Below are 15,676 nucleotides of genomic sequence, written 5' to 3' on the forward strand. Positions count from 1 at the left end.
AAATGCCTCCAGAGTGTTACCCATGTCCCGATACACCTGTTACCTATGTCCCCGGTCCATACACTGCTGCAAAGAAACTGACTGCCGCCCCGCACAGGGGCAACGCCAATAAACCGACACGAATACGGGATCCGGCGACAAACGAAAGCCTGTCTGTAGCCGCCACAAGTCCCCAACAAGCACTACGCGAGCAGCACCAAAGCATCCGCGAGCGACAGCACAGTCGTACGCGAATCGAACGCGGTGGAAAACAGATGGTCATGCACCACCTGATCCGGGTCGTAACAACAATCCTTGACCGTGTACAGGCGGAAGTCCGCATCACTCGCATACGCGACCGACGACAACACGACCCCGGTCGACGCAATGCCAACCATGATCAGCGAATCGACGCCTCGTGCGGCAAGCCGTTCCGCGAGACCGGTGCCGAAGAACACGCTGGCCCGGTGCGCGATGACGAGCGGTTCATCGTCGCGCTGGCCCAACTCCGGCGCAATACCGTCGTCGGTGAAAAGACCCAGCCGTTTGATTCCCTGCCCGTTCTTGTTCGATGGGCTGACTTCCGGATAGCCCGGACTGAACCGGAGATTGGCGAAATAAACGCCGACGCCGCTCGCCCGCGCCGCGTCGCATAGTTCGCGCGTGTTGGCGATCAGCGCCGGCGCGACCGATGGAAACAGCCCGAGAATATCGGTCTGGTAATGCATGACGATGAGCGCGGTTCGCGCCGGCGCGATTGCCGGAATGTGCGGGCTCGAGCGCTGCCCTGTTTCCATATCCCATCTCCTTTGCGTCGAACACGGCGAAGCTCACCGGGTTCGCGCGTTCTTCGCCGGTTCTACACGTCACGGCCGTTACGCCTGGCCTGCCCCGCGCTCCGCATGCGCCAGCGCCAACGCCAATCTCGCCCCCACCTCGGCGTTGTGTTTCACGATCGCGATGTTCGTCGCCAGACTGCGTCCACCCGTCAGCGCGTGGATGCGAGCCAGTAAGAAGGGGGTCAGCGCCTTGCCGGTGATGCCTCGCTCCGTCGCCTCGACGAGCGCCTGCCGCGTCAGAGCGTCGATCTCTTCGACCGCCATCTCCGACGCTTCCGGCACCGGCGTGCTCATTACGACACCCCCGGCGAGGCCCAGGTCCCACTTGGCGCGGATGAAGCGTGCCTGCTGCGCCGCGTCGTCCAGCCTGAAGTCCGCGCGAAAGCCACTGTCGCGCGTGTAGAACGCCGCGAAATTGTCCTGCTCGCAACTGAGCACCGGCACGCCGTGCGTCTCCAGGTATTCCAGCGTGAGCCCGATGTCCAGAATGGACTTCGCGCCGGCGCAGACCACCGCCACCGAGGTCTTCGCCAGCTCCTGCAGATCGGCCGAGATATCGAACGTTTCCTGCGCGCCCCGGTGCACGCCGCCAATGCCGCCGGTGACGAATACCTCGATGCCGGCCAGCGCGGCACATATCATCGTGCCGGCCACCGTCGTGGCCCCAGGCTCGCCGCTGGCCAGCACGGCCGGCAGGTCGCGGCGGCTGACCTTGTGCACGCGGTCCGAACGACCGAGCAGTTCCAGTTCGCCGTCCGTCACGCCGACGCGGATTCGCCCGCCGATCACGGCGATCGTCGCGGGCTCGGCCCCGGCATCCCGAATCAGCGCCTCTACTTCGCGCGCGGTCCGGATGTTCTCGGGGTAAGGCATGCCGTGGGCGATGATGGTCGATTCCAGCGCCACGATGGGGCGACCCGCGCCCCGCGCGGCGGCCACGGGCGCGCTCAAGGTCAGCCACGATCGTGCAAGGTCGTTAGCCATGTCGATGTTCCCGGCGGTGCGATGCCAAAGTATGCAGCATCACGCCATTCTGCTTCAGACATCGCTCGTCTCTTTCCCGCACTGGCTCCGCGCATGCGGGCTTTCCCTGCCTCATGCAGGGAACTCATGCGCCCCATGAGATCTTTTCGATTGTCGTCGCGACCAGGCGGCGTCGAGAATGATTCCACCCCAGCCGCCGCCAGCGCGCACTCTCGACCCGTGCAGCCGCGTCCGTGCTCAAACCAACCAGGAATGCGACGACCGATGAACCTTCGCGAATCCAGCAAGCACTTCGACTCATGCCTTCGAACCTGTGGCGAAGCACTCGTCACGTTACTCGAAAACTACGGCGTCGAGTACGTCTTCGGCATCCCGGGCGTGCACACCGTGGAGCTCTATCGCGGGCTTGCGCAATCGTCGATCCGGCACGTGACGCCTCGTCACGAACAGGGCGCGGGCTTCATGGCCGACGGCTACGCGCGTGTCACGGGCAAACCCGGCGTGTGCTTCATCATCACCGGGCCGGGCATGACCAACATCGCGACCGCGATGGCGCAAGCCTATGCCGACTCCATCCCGATGCTCGTGATATCGAGCGTCAATGCACGCAGCCACCTCGGCAACGGCGATGGTCGCCTGCATGAACTTCCTTCGCAGCGCGAAGTATTCGACGGACTCGCCGCGTTCTCCCACACGCTGCTGGATGCCGCCGAGTTGCCTCAGGTGCTGGCTCGCGCGTTCGCCGTGTTCGAGAGCGCGCGGCCACGGCCCGTGCATATCGAGATTCCGCTCGATGTCATCGTGTCCCCGCTGAACGCGATGATGGCCGCTCCCGCCGTGCGCGCAATGAAGCCGACGGCTCATCCCGCCGCGCTCGCCTCTGCCGTGGAACTGCTCGCCGACGCGCGCCGCCCGCTGATTCTCGCCGGCGGCGGCGCGGCGCACGCCGCAATCGAATTGCGCGAGATCGCCGAGCGGCTGCAGGCGCCCGTCGCGCTCACCACCAACGCGAAAGGACTTCTGCCGTGCGCGGAGCCGCTGCTCATCGGTTCGACGCAGTCGCTGCCGCCGACCCGCGCGATGATTCGCGAAGCCGACGTCGTGCTCGCGGTCGGCACCGAACTGGGCGAGACCGACTATGACGTGGTTTTCGATGGCGGGTTCGCGATCGACGGACAACTCATCCGCATCGATATCGATGCGCAGCAGGTCATGCGCAATGCAGCGCCGGACGTGGCTATCGTCGGCGACTCGCGCGAGACGTTGAGCGCGCTGTCGACGAGACTGCACGAGCGACCGGTGCGTCCCGCATCGCCGGACTGGGGCGCCGCACGCGTGACGGCGGTGCGCGAGGCCGTCTTCGCCGGCTGCGACGCCGCGATGCGATCGCAGAAGCGCCTGATCGACACGATCGTCGATGCCCTGCCCGGCGTCATCATTGCAGGCGATTCGACGAGCCCGGTCTACGCGGGCAATTTTCTTCACGATGCGCCGGCCCCGCGTTCATGGTTCAACTCGTCGACCGGCTACGGCACGCTCGGATACGGGCTGCCTGCCGCCATCGGTGCGAAGCTTGCCGCGCGTGAACGACCGGTCGTATGTCTGATCGGCGACGGCGGCCTGCAGTTCACGCTGCCGGAACTGGCGAGCGCGGTGGAAGCGCGCGTACCCGTGATCGTGCTGCTCTGGAACAACTTCGGCTACGGCGAGATCCGCAAATACATGGATCAGCGCGATATCACGCGCGTTGGTGTCGATATCTACACGCCCGACTTCATGGCGCTGGCAAGCGCCTTCGGATGCGAGGCCGCGAGCGTCGACGATCCACAGGCGCTCGACGCGCAATTGCGGCGCGCGGTATCGCGCGAGATCCCGACCGTGATCGAGGTTCGCGAAGCCGACTGGTTTGCGCGGGTGCCGTCATGAACGCGCAGACGCGTCCTCTTTTCGATGTCCCGCTGCGCACGCAACTCTTCATCGATGGCCGCTGGTGTATGCCCGAGACGCGGCGGCGTTTGCCCGTCGTCAATCCATCGACGGAAGATACGATCGTCGAAGTGGAAGTCGGCGGCCCCGCCGATGTCGATTGCGCCGTACGCGCGGCATCGCGTGCATTTCGCGCCTGGAAGCAGACATCGGGCGCACAGCGCGCCGGCTTTCTGCGTGCGATTGCGCGCGGTGTGGAGGCGCAGGGCGAGCACCTCGCCGCGCTTCAGTCGCTCAACAACGGCAAGCCGATTACCGAATCGCGCATCGATGTCGGCGATGTGATCGCGACCTTCGACTATTACGCGGACCTCGCCGACACGCTGGACGCACCCGAAGCAGAGATCGCGATTCCGAGCGGCGATCATCGCGCGGTGATCCGTCGCGAACCCACGGGCGTGGTCGCGTTGATCGTGCCGTGGAACTTCCCGATGGTCACGACAGCGTGGAAGCTCGCCCCCGCGCTCGCCGCGGGATGCACCGTCGTGCTGAAGCCTTCCGAATTCACACCCTTGCCGGAGCTGGAACTGGCCGCGATCATCGAGCAAGCGGGTCTGCCGCCGGGCGTATTCAACGTGGTGACGGGCACCGGCGCGGAAGTCGGTGCCGCGCTCACGACGCATCCGCTCGTGTCGAAGGTGTCGTTCACCGGCAGCACGGCGGTCGGCGAGCAGGTCATGAAAGCGGCGGCGCAATCCATCAAGGGCGTGAGCCTCGAACTGGGCGGCAAGTCGTCGATCGTCGTTTTCGCGGATGCCGACCTCGATCTCGCCGTCGATCTCGTCACGGGCGGCGCGTTCTTCAATGCCGGACAGATGTGCTCGGCCACGTCGCGGGTGCTCGTCGAACGGCCGCTCGCGGAGGCGCTGATCGCGCGCCTCGCCGACCGCGTGGCGCGAACCGTCGTCGGCGATCCGTTCGCCTCCGGCGTGCAGATGGGGCCGCTCACGAATCGCGCCCAGTACGAACGCGTGCAACGTTTCATCGCGCGGGGCAAGGCGGACGGCGCGAGTCTCGTGGTGCAGGGCGAAGCGCCGGAAGGAGCAGGCTATTTCGTTCAGCCAACCATGTTCGTCGATCTTCCCACCGACAGCGCAATATGGCGCGAAGAAATATTCGGACCCGTGTTATGCGTGCGCAGCTTCGATACGGAAGACGATGCGATCGCCACGGCCAACGATACCGAGTTCGGCCTGGTCGCAACCGTCGTCACGCGCGACGGGCCACGCGGCCAGCGCGTTGCCGGCGCGCTGCAGGCCGGCGTCGTCTGGATCAATTCACCGCAACTGATCTTCCCTCAGACGTCCTGGGGCGGCTACAAGAAAAGCAGCATCGGCCGCGAACTGGGGCCGTTCGGGCTCGCGGCATTCCAGGAAGTCAAACAGATCCTGAGCGCGGCCGATCCCGTTTGAAAGGCTTTTCGAAGCTTGAGCCATGCGTTCGGCTCATGGCAACCATGCCGAGAATTCGATTGTTGCCGAAATTTGGCATCCCTAGAGTGTTCTCACCGAAGCCGTTGTTGATCGACCCACCGCATTGACCGACCGCTGCACCGTTTTCGCGAGGAGTGAGCCATGCAAGACATCAAACGAGGCAGAAGGCAGGCCATCAAGACCATCGGCGCGGCGCTCGCCGCATCGAGCCTGCCGATGCCGTTCATCAGCACGGCGAAGGCGCAGGAAAAGAGCTTTGCCGGCAAGACGCTGCGCCTCTTGACGTGGTCCGACGACACCGGCGCCGCGGCGTTGCGCAACATCGCCGCGACCTTCAGTCAGAAGACCGGCGCGCAGGTCATCGCGGACCGCGCCGACGGCACCTCCGGCATGGTGGCGAAAGTAAAGGCGGCCGGAGACAGGCCGACCTACGACGTGATCACGCTCGCGGGCGTGGGCGCTTCGGGCCTCGCGGACGCCGGCCTTCTGATGAAGCCCGATCTGAACAAGCTGCCGAACCTGAAGGATGTCGGCGCGCAGTATCGTACCGGCGCCAATGGTTTCGGCATCGGCTATCTGCTGTGGTCGGACGGCCTCTTCTACAGCACGGCCTCGGTGAAGACGGCGCCGTCGAGCTACGAGGCGCTCTGGGATCCGAAGTATGCGGGCCGCATCTTCCTGCCGCCGCCGGAATGGGCCGAAGCGGTCGATCTCGCGATCATCGCCGCCAAGATGGCCGGAGGCTCGCAGCAGAACATCGAACCGGGCTTCAAGAAGCTCGCGCAACTGAAGGACCGCGTGCTCACGCTCGGAGAGAATCCGAATCAGGTCGCCGATCTGTTTCGCACCGGATCACTGGATATCGGCGGCATCTATTCGCCGGCATTCTTCCCCAATCAGTTGCGCAAGCCCGAGTACAAGATGGCCGTCACGTATGGCATGAAGGAAGGCTTCGCGACACAACTGATGTTCACGGTCATCCCGAAGGCGCATCCGGGCGATATCGACCTGATCCACGCGTTCATCAACCATTCTCTCGACGCCGGTGTGCAAGGCCGCATGGCCGCCGACGTGCTGAACGGTCCGGTGAACTCGAAAGCGGTGATTCCCGCCGAAAGCCGCGCGTTCGTGCCGTCTCCCCAACAGATCGCGGAGAGCGCCGTGTTGCACGACGACAAGGCGCTGGCGGCGGTACAGCCGGCCTGGATCAAGCGCTATACGGAAATCTTCTCGGCCTGACATCCATGTCCGCACTTCTTTTCCGTCGCAGGACGGCCGCAATGGCGGACGTAGCCATCGGGCAACCGGCGGCTCCCGCGTTGCCCAGGGTGCCGCCCTGGGTGCTGCTCGCGCCGATCCTGGCGTTTCTCGCCGTGCTCATCGCGGCTTCGCTCGCGGTGCTGCGCATGAGCGTCGGCGTGTCGGGGAACGAGTGGCACGCGCTCACGCTGCGCAATTACGCGGACCTCGCCGATTCGTACTTTCTGCGTTCGCTCTGGCTCACGCTGAAGCTCGCGTTTCAAAGCATGATCTGCGCTGTGCTGCTCGCGATTCCCGTGGCGCTTGCCATGGCGCGCACCGAGTCGCGGCTCGCGCGCCGCCTGCTTCTCGCAGGCGTGCTCCTGCCGCTGCTCGTCAACCTGCTGCTGCAAGGCTACGGCTGGCTCGTGATGCTGGGGCCGGCGGGCATGCTGAATCATGCGTTGCTCGCCGCCGGCATCGTGCAGCGCCCGCTGCAGTGGCTCTACCGCGAGAACGGCGTGCTGCTCGGCCTGATCCAGACTGCGTTTCCGCTCGCCGTGCTGCCGCTTGCGAGCGCGATGCGCGCCATCTCGCGCTCCTACGAAGAAGCGGCTGCGACGCTCGGCGCGACCCGCGGGCAGACGCTGCGCCATATCGTCCTGCCGCTCGCGATGCCCGGCCTCGTGTCCGGCGCCCTGCTCGTCTTCGCTTACAACGCGAGCGCGTTCGCCGTGCCGCTGCTGCTCGGCGGGCGTCGCGTGCCCATGCTCGCCGTGCTGGTGCACGATCAGGTGGCGCCGCTCCTGAACTGGCCGGCGGCTTCGGCATCCGGCGTGGTGCTGATGGTGGCGACGCTCGTCGTCATGTCGGTCTCGCAACGGCTCGTGCGCGGCATGCAACGCACGGAGGAACCCTGCTCATGAGTACCCTGCGCCTCTCCGCGATCATGCCGGGACGGCTGAGCCGCGCGACCAGCCTGCTCGCGACCATCGTGCTGTTTCTCGCGGCGCTGCCGATCCTGACGATGATCACGATGTCGTTCGGCAATTCGGATACGCTCGAATTCCCGCCGCAGAGCTTCGGACTGCGCTGGTATCACGCCGCGTGGCACACGTTCCTCTCGCCCGACGCCAGTGATGTGCTCTCGATGGGTACCGCCCTGACGACGAGCTTCATCGTCGCGATCTCGACGATGATCCTCGCCACCGCGGTTTCGGTGCCCGCCGCCTATGCGCTTTCACGCTACCGCTTTCGCGGCAAGGCCGTGATCGAACAGCTCGTCGCGCTGCCGCTCGTCTATCCGCTCGTGATGCTCGGGCTCTCGCTGCTGCTCGTGTTCAACGTGCTGCCCGTCGAGCTTGGCATCTTCCGGCTCATCATCGCGCACGTGATTCTCGCCTTGCCGTTCACGGTGAAGAACTGCGCCGCGTCGGTCGCATCGATCGGCCCCGAGTTCGAGGAGGCCGCGTGCCTGATGGGCGCGAGCCCGCGCCGCGCGATCGTCGATGTGGTCCTGCCGCTCATGCGGCCGGGCATTCTCGCGGGCATGCTGTTCGCCTTCATCATCTCGTTCAACGAATTCACGGTGACGTTCTTTCTGTACGGCATCGACACGATGACGCTGCCGATCTGGCTGTACAGCCGCACCGTGTCATCGCTCGATCCGACCGTGTTCTCGTTCGCGGTCGTGATCGTGCTCATCGATTTCGCGTTGATCTGGCTGCTCGAAAAACTGGTCGGCGACGCTGGCGTCGCGCTGTGAAGAGGGAACCCTCATGACTCATCTGACACTTCAGGCGGTGACGAAGCGCTTTCACACCGCATATGCAGTCGACCACGTCGATCTCGCCGTGCCCGACGGCAAGCTCGTGTGCTTTCTCGGACCCTCCGGCTGCGGCAAGACGACCCTCTTGCGGATCATCGCGGGACTCGAAACGGCGACGTCCGGAACCGTCGCATTCGCTGGGCGCGATCTGACGCACGTACCGGCGAACCAGCGCGATTTCGGCATGGTGTTCCAGTCGCTGGCGCTCTTTCCTCACATGACGGTGGCGCAGAACATCGCCTATCCGCTGCGGCTGCGCCGCGTCGCGAAGGACGCGCAGGCGGCGCGGGTCGCGGAGCTGCTCGAACTGATCCAGTTGCCGCACATGGCGGACCGGCCGATCTCGCGGCTTTCGGGCGGGCAGCGCCAGCGCGTGGCCATCGCGCGCGCGATCGCGTCGTCGCCGAAGCTGTTGCTGCTCGACGAACCGCTCTCCGCGCTCGATGCGAAGCTGCGCGAAGCGATGCAGGTCGAAATCCGCCTGTTGCAGCAACGCCTCGGCATCACGACGATCATGGTGACGCATGACCAGCGCGAAGCCATGACGATGGCCGACGAAATCGTCGTGATGGAAAAAGGACGCATCGCGCAGGTCGGCAAGCCGCTCGACATCTATCGCAATCCCGTCAGCGAATTCGTCGCCGATTTCATCGGCCTCGGCAACATCCTGCCCGTCACGCTCGACGGCACGGATCGCATCGCGCTTCCCGGCGGCCAGCAGATTATCGTCGACGGCGCGCTGCGCGCAGTCGACGCAACAGGTGATGTCCGCCTGCTGATTCGCCCCGAGGACGTATCGATGCGGGCGGTCATGGTCAATCCGGGCCCCAACGTGCTGGCCGGAAAAGTGGCGTTCATCCGGGATGTCGGCTCGTCGCTCGAAGCCACCATCGATTGCGCCGGCTTCACGCTCACCGCCGCCACGACTCCGCGCGAAACGCCGGATCTTCGGGTTGGCATGCCCATCTTCGCGGAACTGCCTCCGCACGCCTGCAAGCTCATCGCGGCACGTACCGCGCATTGATTCACGTCGACCAAAACACAGTCACAGGAGACACCCCATGAACACGACGACTTCCGTGCAGCGCTTCTTCAAGCGCGCGTCCGCCAGCCTCGCCCTTTCCGGCGTCGTGGGCTTTTGCGCATTCGCGCCGCTCGCGCAGGCCGATGCGCTCGACTCGATCAGCAAATCCGGCGTCGTGCGGATCGGCGTGTTCGAGGACTATCCGCCGTTCGGCTCGATCGGGCCGGACATGAAGCCGCAAGGCTACGACATCGACGTTTCCAGCCTCATCGGCAAAACGCTCAACGCGAAGGTCGAACTGATCCAGGTCACGGGCGACAATCGCATGGCGTACCTCGTCGACCATAAGGCCGACATGCTGCTCTCGGTCGGCAAGACGCCGGAGCGCGAAAAGGTCATCGACTTCTCGCAGGCGTATGCGCCCTACAACCTCGCCGTATTCGGTCCGAAGACGCTAGCCGTGAAGAACGCGGGCGATCTGGCCGGCAAGAGCATCGCGGTTGCGCGCGGCACGCTCGAAGATCTGAGCGTGAGCAAGGTCGCGCCGCCGTCCGCGACCATCAAGCGCTTCGATGACCCGAATGGCGCAATCTCCGCGTTTCTGGCCGGGCAGACGCAATTGCTCGTGGTCGGCAACGACGTGGGCGCGACCATCATCGCCCGTCATCCCTCGAACGATCCCGAGCAGAAGTTCTCGCTCTTCAGTTCTCCGGATCATGTCGGCCTGAACAAGAACGAACCGCGCCTCAAGCAGAAGGTGGACGAGGCCATCGCCGCCGCGAAGAAGGACGGAACGATGAACGCCATCTCCCAGAAGTGGCTGCGCGCACCGCTGCCGGCCGATCTGTGATGCGCCGCGCTTTTTCGTTCAATCGCGCGCCGGGGATACTTCGATGACCTACACGTTCGATTTCAGCGACTTCGGCCTCTACGCCGACGTGCTCGCGCATGGTGTCGCGGTCACGCTCGGCCTCACCGCCGTATCGACGCTTCTGGGCGGTCTGGTCGGTATCGGCGGAGCGTGCATCGCCGTGACGGGGTCGAAGCCGGTTCGTGCCGGGGTAGCTGCGTACGTCGAGCTGATTCGCAATACGCCGTTTCTCGTGCAGCTGTTCTTCGTGTTCTTCGGGCTGCCGAGCCTCGGCGTGCATATCGGCGAAATGGAAGCCGCCGTGCTCGCGATGACGGTGAACCTCGGTGCGTATGCGATAGAAATCGTCCGGGCGGGCATCGACTCGATTCCGCGCGGACAGGTCCAGGCCGCGATGGCGCTCGGCTTGCGCGGACCACACGTGTTTCGCCACGTCGTGTTGCCGCAGGCGCTCGCCAACGTATTTCCGGCGTTGCTCGGCCAGGTGCTGATCGTGATGCTCGGCTCCGCGGTCGTATCGCAGATCTCGGTGGCGGATCTGACCCATGCCGCCAGTTTCATTCAGTCGCGCAACTTCCGTTCGTTCGAATGCTATTTGATCGTCACCGCGATCTATCTGCTGCTGTCGATCGTGCTGCGCCTCTTGATCAACCGGCTCGGCAAACGGCTGTTCGCGGGGCGGGCAGCCCGCGGCGTCACGATTGCGCCTCGACGCGGCTTGCGCGGTCTCTTTTCCATGCGTGCAGCCGTGGCCGGCCGCGGCCTTCCGAAGGAGCGTTCACGATGATCGAGTTCACGCTATGGGATATCGCGCGCAATCTGATGCTCGCCGCGCGCTGGACCTTGTTGCTTTCGTTGATTGCGTTCGTCGGCGGCGGCCTGACGGGGCTGGTGCTGCTCGCCATGCGCGTGTCGCCGTTGCCGTGGCTGCGCAGGTTCGTGGTGCTGTATGTCGAAGTGTTCCAGGGCACACCGCTGCTGATGCAGCTCTTCCTCGGCTTTTTCGGCTTGCCGATGCTGGGCGTCGAGGTGTCGCCGTGGGCGGCGGCAACGGTCACGCTCACACTCTATACGGGCGCCTATCTCTCCGACATCTGGCGCGGCTGTGTCGAGGCGGTGCCGCGCGGTCAATGGAGCGCGGCGGCGAGCCTCGGCATGACATGGACGCAGCAATTGCGTTACGTCGTCTGGCCGCAGGCATGGAAGATCGCGGTGCCGCCCACCGTCGGCTTTCTCGTGCAGGTCGTGAAGAGCACCGCGCTCACGTCGATCATCGGGCTCACGGAACTGACCAAGACCGGCACCATGATCACGAACGCAGTGTTTCGCCCTTTCCCGATCTACGCCCTCGTCGCGTTGCTGTACTTCGCGATGTGCTTTCCGCTGACCTGGTATGCGCGCGCGCTCGAACGCCGGTATCGGGTCGGCCGCCATCGCTGAAGTTCGGCGCTGTGTCCAACGTCCTTTCAAAACGGGTTTGCGCATGATTTCCATCGGTAACGTGTCGAAGTGGTACGGGCAGTTTCAGGTTCTGACCGATTGCACCACCACAGTCAGCAAAGGCGAAGTGGTCGTGGTCTGCGGGCCTTCCGGGTCCGGCAAGTCGACTCTCATCAAGACGGTCAACGGACTCGAGCCGTTCCAGAGCGGGAGCATCACGATCAACGGCGAGTCGGTCCACGACAAGCGCACCAATCTGTCGAAGCTGCGCTCGAAAGTCGGGATGGTGTTTCAGCATTTCGAGCTGTTTCCGCATATGTCGATCACGGAAAACCTCACGCTCGCGCAGACAAAAGTGCTGGGCCGTTCGAAAGACGAAGCGTCCGACAAGGCGCTGCGCCTGCTTCAGCGAGTCGGCCTGCGCGCGCACGCGGACAAATACCCCGCGCAGCTTTCCGGCGGCCAGCAGCAGCGCGTGGCGATCGCGCGCGCGTTATCGATGGACCCGGTTGCGATGCTGTTCGACGAACCGACTTCCGCGCTCGATCCGGAGATGATCAACGAAGTGCTGGACGTGATGGTCGAGCTGGCGCAGGAGGGCATGACGATGATGTGCGTCACGCACGAAATGGGCTTCGCCAGAAAGGTCGCGCACCGGGTGATCTTCATGGATCATGGACACATCGTCGAAGACGACGACAAGGACGCGTTCTTCGCCCATCCACGCTCCGAACGCGCGAGGGAATTTCTGAGCAAGATACTTCATTGATAGCGTGTCGCCGTCGCGTCCGGCTTGCTAAACTAATTGGCGCATCGCACGATTCCCCTGACCGGAGACACGCCCCATGCGACGACTTCCTCCGCTCAATGCATTGCAGATCTTCGAGACGGTCGCGCGTCACCGCAGTTTCACGCGCGCGGCTGAACATCTGTGCCTCACGCAAGGGGCGATCAGCCGGCAGATTCTTGCGCTCGAGGAGTACTTCGGCTTTCCTCTTTTCATACGGGGCGCACGGGGACTGACATTGACCGCTGAAGGCGACGTGCTGCTGCCCGTCGTCAGAGAGGGGTTCGCGCGTATCGAGGAAGTATCGTTGCGGCTCACGCGCCAGCGCACCGATCTCGCGCTGAAGGTTCCGACCTGCGTGATGCGCTGGATGCTGCCGAGGATCATGCGCTTTCAGGGCGAGCATCCCGAACTGCAACTGCAGATCACTACAACCTGGCAGCACGACGTCGACTTTCAGGTGGAATCGTTCGATGCGGCGATCATCTATGGTTCGTCGCCGGGTGCGGACGTGCACGCCGTGCCGCTCTTCGACGAGCAGCTTACGCCCGTGTGCTCGCCCGATCTGCTTACTGAAAGGCCGCTGGCCGCCACGGCGGATCTTGCGCATCACGCCCTGCTGCATCCGACGCGGGATCATCGCGACTGGAAGCTCTGGCTCGACCGCGCGGGTGCGAACGAGATCGACGCGACGCTCGGCCCGACCTTCGAAACGCTCGATATGGCGACCAACGCCGCCATGCAGGGCTTCGGCGTCGCGATCAGCGACCGCACGCTGGTCAGCGAAGACGTGGCGGCGCGGCGGCTCGTCATGCCGTTCGACACCGTGCTCGAGACGGGGTCACGCTACTACTTCGTCTATCCGGATTGCGTCGCGAATCAGCCGAAGGTCAAGCTCTTCAGTGAATGGATCACGCGCAACCGGGATGCGGGTCCGGCTGCCAGATAGCGTGCGATAAAGCCGTGGAAGCGATTTCGTTGCGTGGCTTGCACGATTCGAACATCGAATGCCGAAAGGAGAGTTGTCCCGTGAAGAACCGCCTTCTGTTCATGCTGTCCTTCATGTGGGCCAGCGCGGTTTGGGCCGCCGCCCCTGTCTGCTTCCCGGTCGGCACGAACATGACGCTTCGCGGCACGCCCGTGCAGGACGTCATCGAAACGGACGGCGGCGCCCGACAACCGGTCTGGATGCTGGCGATGGACCCGCCGCTGTGCGTGATCGACAAGCGCTTTTCTCAGGACGCGCAGGGCCGCGTCCTGGTCCCCCGTGTACTGATCGTCGGACCACCGCTTCCGACGGGCGTGACGCTCTCGGTCACCGGCATGCTGATGCGACGCAGCGCACCGCCCTACTTCATGGCCCCGACCGCAGCCTGGGTCGTCCCGCCCACGATGGTCCCGCCGCGCCAATAGGCGTTTCGCAGCCAGCGCACGCAGTGCATTCAGCGCCGCTGCGCGAGCGTCAGCCGCGCGGCGCGCCGCGCGCCCGCAGACGCTCCACCACGATCAGCAAGGTCGTCGAAAAGAGCACGAGTATCGTAGCCAGCGCGACGATCGTCGGCGTGATGCTGTCGCGGATGCCGCTGAACATCTGTCGCGGAATCGTGGCCTGATCCGGGCCGGCGAGGAACAGTGTCACGACGACCTCATCGAACGATGTCGCGAACGCGAACAGCGCGCCCGACAGCACGCCCGGCAGAATCAGCGGCAGCGTAATGCGCCAGAACGTTTCGAAGCGCCCCGCGCCGAGGCTCAGGCTCGCGTTCACGAGCGTGCCGTTGAAGCCCTTGAGCACCGCGCCGACCGTCGTCACGACGAACGGCGCGCCGAGCAGCGCATGAGCGATCACGAGGCCGGTGAACGTGCCGGCCAGATGCAGTTTCATGTAGAACAGATACATGCCTACCGCGACCACGACGAGCGGCGCGACCAGCGGCGACAGAATGATCGCGGTCAGCACGCGCTTGCCGGGAAACTCCGCGCGATCGAGGCCGAGCGCGCACAGTGTCCCGAGCACGGTTGCGAGAACGGTCGCGCCGGGCGCCACGATAAAGCTGTTGCGGATCGCGCGCCACCACGCATCGGACGCGAAGAGCGTCTGATACCAGTGCAGCGACCATCGGTGAATCGGATAGACAAGAAACGAATCCGCCGAGAACGACAGCGGCACCAGCGCCGCGATCGGCAGCACGAGATAGGCAAGCACGCCGTAGCAGAGCACGCGCAGCGCGACGTACCAGACCTTCTCGGGCCAGCGTGCATAAGGTTCGAAAGCGGGCACGATGCGCATCTCAGGCTTGCCTCCTCGCGCCCGGCCGCCACGCCGCGAGCAGACGATAGATCGCGAACAGCAGCGCGGTCGCGACCAGCAGCAGCACGCTCAGCGCGGCCGCGAGTCCCCAGTTGATCGACGTGTTGGTGAAGTACGCGATGTAATAGCTCAACATCTGATCGCCCGCGCCGCCGAGGAGCGCCGGTGCGATGTAATAACCGAGCGCGCTGATGAAGACGAGCATTGCCCCGGCCGCCACACCCGGCACGGTCTGCGGCACATACACGCGCCAGAACGCGCCGAACGGGTGACTGCCGAGCGAGATCGCCGCGCGCTGATACGTGGAAGGAATGCCGCGCATCACCGCGAAGAGCGGCAGCACCATGAACGGAATCAGGATATGCACCATCGAGATGATCACGCCGGTGCGGTTATAGAGCAGCGTGAGCGGGCTGTCGAACAGATGCATCGACATGCCTATCCTGTTGACGAGGCCCTCGCGCGGCAGCACGACCATCCATGCGGCGATGCGCACGAGAATCGACGTCCAGAATGGAATCAGCACCGCCATCAGCACACGACGCTGACGCCGTTCGGGCAATTGCGCGAGCCAGTACGTCAGCGGATAACCGAGCGCGACGACGATCGCCGTTACGATCAGGCTGATCCAGAAGGTTCGCGCGAGTATCGGCACATAGGCGCCTTCATCCGCGCTCATCGCGACGATGCTGCCATCCGCCGTGCCCCGATGATCCACCGCACGCAACAGATACGCCGCCGTCAGCGGCCGGATCGCGCGGGCCAGCACGTTCCATGTGTTCGCGTCAGCCCAGCGCGGGTCGGCGGCGAGCAGTTCGCGCTTTGCATCGGCGGGCGTGGCGAGCGGCATGCCTTGCATCGCGAGATCGTCGAGATGGCGGCGCGTGCGCAGCATCAACGCGCGCATGCCGGAGGCGTCCTGGTTCAGGCGCGACGCCGCTTCGCCCAATGTGCC

Annotated in this window: 16 protein-coding genes; 12 read left to right on the plus strand and 4 right to left on the minus strand. The window is 64.7% G+C overall.

Features of this window, described 5'->3' with window-relative positions; genetic code table 11:
- Positions 1-182: 182 nt before the first annotated feature.
- Both AWB80_RS41560 and AWB80_RS41565 read right to left on the minus strand, forming a co-directional pair.
- The gene (locus tag AWB80_RS41560) at positions 183-776 is read right to left on the minus strand and encodes a cysteine hydrolase family protein (RefSeq protein ID WP_061180418.1); all 594 of its coding nucleotides are present in this window, start codon (positions 774-776) and stop codon (positions 183-185) included.
- A 78-nt stretch (positions 777-854) separates the two neighbouring features.
- Positions 855-1,802 carry a pseudouridine-5'-phosphate glycosidase gene (locus AWB80_RS41565; protein WP_061180419.1) on the minus strand — a complete coding sequence of 316 codons (948 nt, stop codon included), beginning with the start codon at positions 1,800-1,802 and terminating at the stop codon, positions 855-857.
- Positions 1,803-2,066: 264 nt separating this feature from the next.
- On the opposite strand from AWB80_RS41565, the gene AWB80_RS41570 reads away from it, so the two are divergent.
- The 12 genes from AWB80_RS41570 to AWB80_RS41625 all read left to right on the plus strand — a co-directional run bounded on the left by AWB80_RS41570 (position 2,067) and on the right by AWB80_RS41625 (position 13,823).
- Complete coding sequence (locus AWB80_RS41570; RefSeq protein ID WP_061180420.1) at positions 2,067-3,728, plus strand: 5-guanidino-2-oxopentanoate decarboxylase; 1,662 nt, start codon at positions 2,067-2,069, stop codon at positions 3,726-3,728.
- Positions 3,725-5,200, plus strand: coding sequence for an aldehyde dehydrogenase family protein (locus AWB80_RS41575; protein ID WP_061180421.1), 1,476 nt, complete (start codon positions 3,725-3,727; stop codon positions 5,198-5,200). Before AWB80_RS41570 ends, AWB80_RS41575 begins: the two co-directional genes overlap by 4 nt.
- Before the next feature lie 162 nt (positions 5,201-5,362).
- Positions 5,363-6,460, plus strand: a complete 1,098-nt coding sequence (locus AWB80_RS41580) for an ABC transporter substrate-binding protein (protein ID WP_061180422.1) — start codon at positions 5,363-5,365, stop codon at positions 6,458-6,460.
- A 5-nt stretch (positions 6,461-6,465) separates the two neighbouring features.
- Entirely contained in the window at positions 6,466-7,386 is a 921-nt protein-coding gene (locus AWB80_RS41585) for an ABC transporter permease (protein ID WP_061180423.1), read from the plus strand.
- Complete coding sequence (locus AWB80_RS41590) at positions 7,383-8,225, plus strand: ABC transporter permease (protein ID WP_061180424.1); 843 nt, start codon at positions 7,383-7,385, stop codon at positions 8,223-8,225. Before AWB80_RS41585 ends, AWB80_RS41590 begins: the two co-directional genes overlap by 4 nt.
- 13 nt (positions 8,226-8,238) lie before the next feature.
- Positions 8,239-9,312, plus strand: a complete 1,074-nt coding sequence (locus tag AWB80_RS41595; protein WP_061180425.1) for an ABC transporter ATP-binding protein — start codon at positions 8,239-8,241, stop codon at positions 9,310-9,312.
- Between the two features lie 37 nt (positions 9,313-9,349).
- Positions 9,350-10,162: a transporter substrate-binding domain-containing protein gene (locus tag AWB80_RS41600; RefSeq protein WP_061180426.1), complete on the plus strand. Its 813-nt coding sequence runs from the start codon at positions 9,350-9,352 to the stop codon at positions 10,160-10,162.
- Between the two features lie 43 nt (positions 10,163-10,205).
- Positions 10,206-10,970, plus strand: coding sequence for an amino acid ABC transporter permease (locus tag AWB80_RS41605; protein ID WP_061180427.1), 765 nt, complete (start codon positions 10,206-10,208; stop codon positions 10,968-10,970).
- Positions 10,967-11,623, plus strand: coding sequence for an amino acid ABC transporter permease (locus tag AWB80_RS41610; protein ID WP_061180428.1), 657 nt, complete (start codon positions 10,967-10,969; stop codon positions 11,621-11,623). Before AWB80_RS41605 ends, AWB80_RS41610 begins: the two co-directional genes overlap by 4 nt.
- A 43-nt stretch (positions 11,624-11,666) precedes the next feature.
- Entirely contained in the window at positions 11,667-12,392 is a 726-nt protein-coding gene (locus AWB80_RS41615; protein WP_061180432.1) for an amino acid ABC transporter ATP-binding protein, read from the plus strand.
- Between the two features lie 76 nt (positions 12,393-12,468).
- Entirely contained in the window at positions 12,469-13,359 is an 891-nt protein-coding gene (locus AWB80_RS41620; protein WP_061180429.1) for a LysR substrate-binding domain-containing protein, read from the plus strand.
- An 80-nt stretch (positions 13,360-13,439) separates the two neighbouring features.
- Entirely contained in the window at positions 13,440-13,823 is a 384-nt protein-coding gene (locus tag AWB80_RS41625) for a hypothetical protein (protein WP_208635769.1), read from the plus strand.
- A gap of 49 nt (positions 13,824-13,872) precedes the next feature.
- Here the strand turns inward: AWB80_RS41625 and AWB80_RS41630 are convergent, their stop codons facing one another.
- Together AWB80_RS41630 and AWB80_RS41635 are read right to left on the minus strand one after the other, a co-directional pair.
- Positions 13,873-14,700: an ABC transporter permease gene (locus tag AWB80_RS41630; RefSeq protein ID WP_061180431.1), complete on the minus strand. Its 828-nt coding sequence runs from the start codon at positions 14,698-14,700 to the stop codon at positions 13,873-13,875.
- Between the two features lies 1 nt (position 14,701).
- The coding region (locus AWB80_RS41635) for an ABC transporter permease (RefSeq protein WP_061180433.1) at positions 14,702-15,676 on the minus strand (975 nt) is incomplete at its 5' end.

Origin of the sequence: Caballeronia pedi (assembly GCF_001544915.2) — a bacterium.
Lineage (GTDB): Bacteria > Pseudomonadota > Gammaproteobacteria > Burkholderiales > Burkholderiaceae > Caballeronia > Caballeronia pedi.

Bases quoted from the DNA above. Each gene is read 5' to 3' on its own strand.
- AWB80_RS41560 (WP_061180418.1), bottom strand. From the start codon at position 776: ATGGAAACAGGGCAGCGCTCGAGCCCGCACATTCCGGCAATCGCGCCG.
- AWB80_RS41565 (WP_061180419.1), bottom strand. From the start codon at position 1,802: ATGGCTAACGACCTTGCACGATCGTGGCTGACCTTGAGCGCGCCCGTG.
- AWB80_RS41570 (WP_061180420.1), top strand. From the start codon at position 2,067: ATGAACCTTCGCGAATCCAGCAAGCACTTCGACTCATGCCTTCGAACC.
- AWB80_RS41575 (WP_061180421.1), top strand. From the start codon at position 3,725: ATGAACGCGCAGACGCGTCCTCTTTTCGATGTCCCGCTGCGCACGCAA.
- AWB80_RS41580 (WP_061180422.1), top strand. From the start codon at position 5,363: ATGCAAGACATCAAACGAGGCAGAAGGCAGGCCATCAAGACCATCGGC.
- AWB80_RS41585 (WP_061180423.1), top strand. From the start codon at position 6,466: ATGTCCGCACTTCTTTTCCGTCGCAGGACGGCCGCAATGGCGGACGTA.
- AWB80_RS41590 (WP_061180424.1), top strand. From the start codon at position 7,383: ATGAGTACCCTGCGCCTCTCCGCGATCATGCCGGGACGGCTGAGCCGC.
- AWB80_RS41595 (WP_061180425.1), top strand. From the start codon at position 8,239: ATGACTCATCTGACACTTCAGGCGGTGACGAAGCGCTTTCACACCGCA.
- AWB80_RS41600 (WP_061180426.1), top strand. From the start codon at position 9,350: ATGAACACGACGACTTCCGTGCAGCGCTTCTTCAAGCGCGCGTCCGCC.
- AWB80_RS41605 (WP_061180427.1), top strand. From the start codon at position 10,206: ATGACCTACACGTTCGATTTCAGCGACTTCGGCCTCTACGCCGACGTG.
- AWB80_RS41610 (WP_061180428.1), top strand. From the start codon at position 10,967: ATGATCGAGTTCACGCTATGGGATATCGCGCGCAATCTGATGCTCGCC.
- AWB80_RS41615 (WP_061180432.1), top strand. From the start codon at position 11,667: ATGATTTCCATCGGTAACGTGTCGAAGTGGTACGGGCAGTTTCAGGTT.
- AWB80_RS41620 (WP_061180429.1), top strand. From the start codon at position 12,469: ATGCGACGACTTCCTCCGCTCAATGCATTGCAGATCTTCGAGACGGTC.
- AWB80_RS41630 (WP_061180431.1), bottom strand. From the start codon at position 14,700: ATGCGCATCGTGCCCGCTTTCGAACCTTATGCACGCTGGCCCGAGAAG.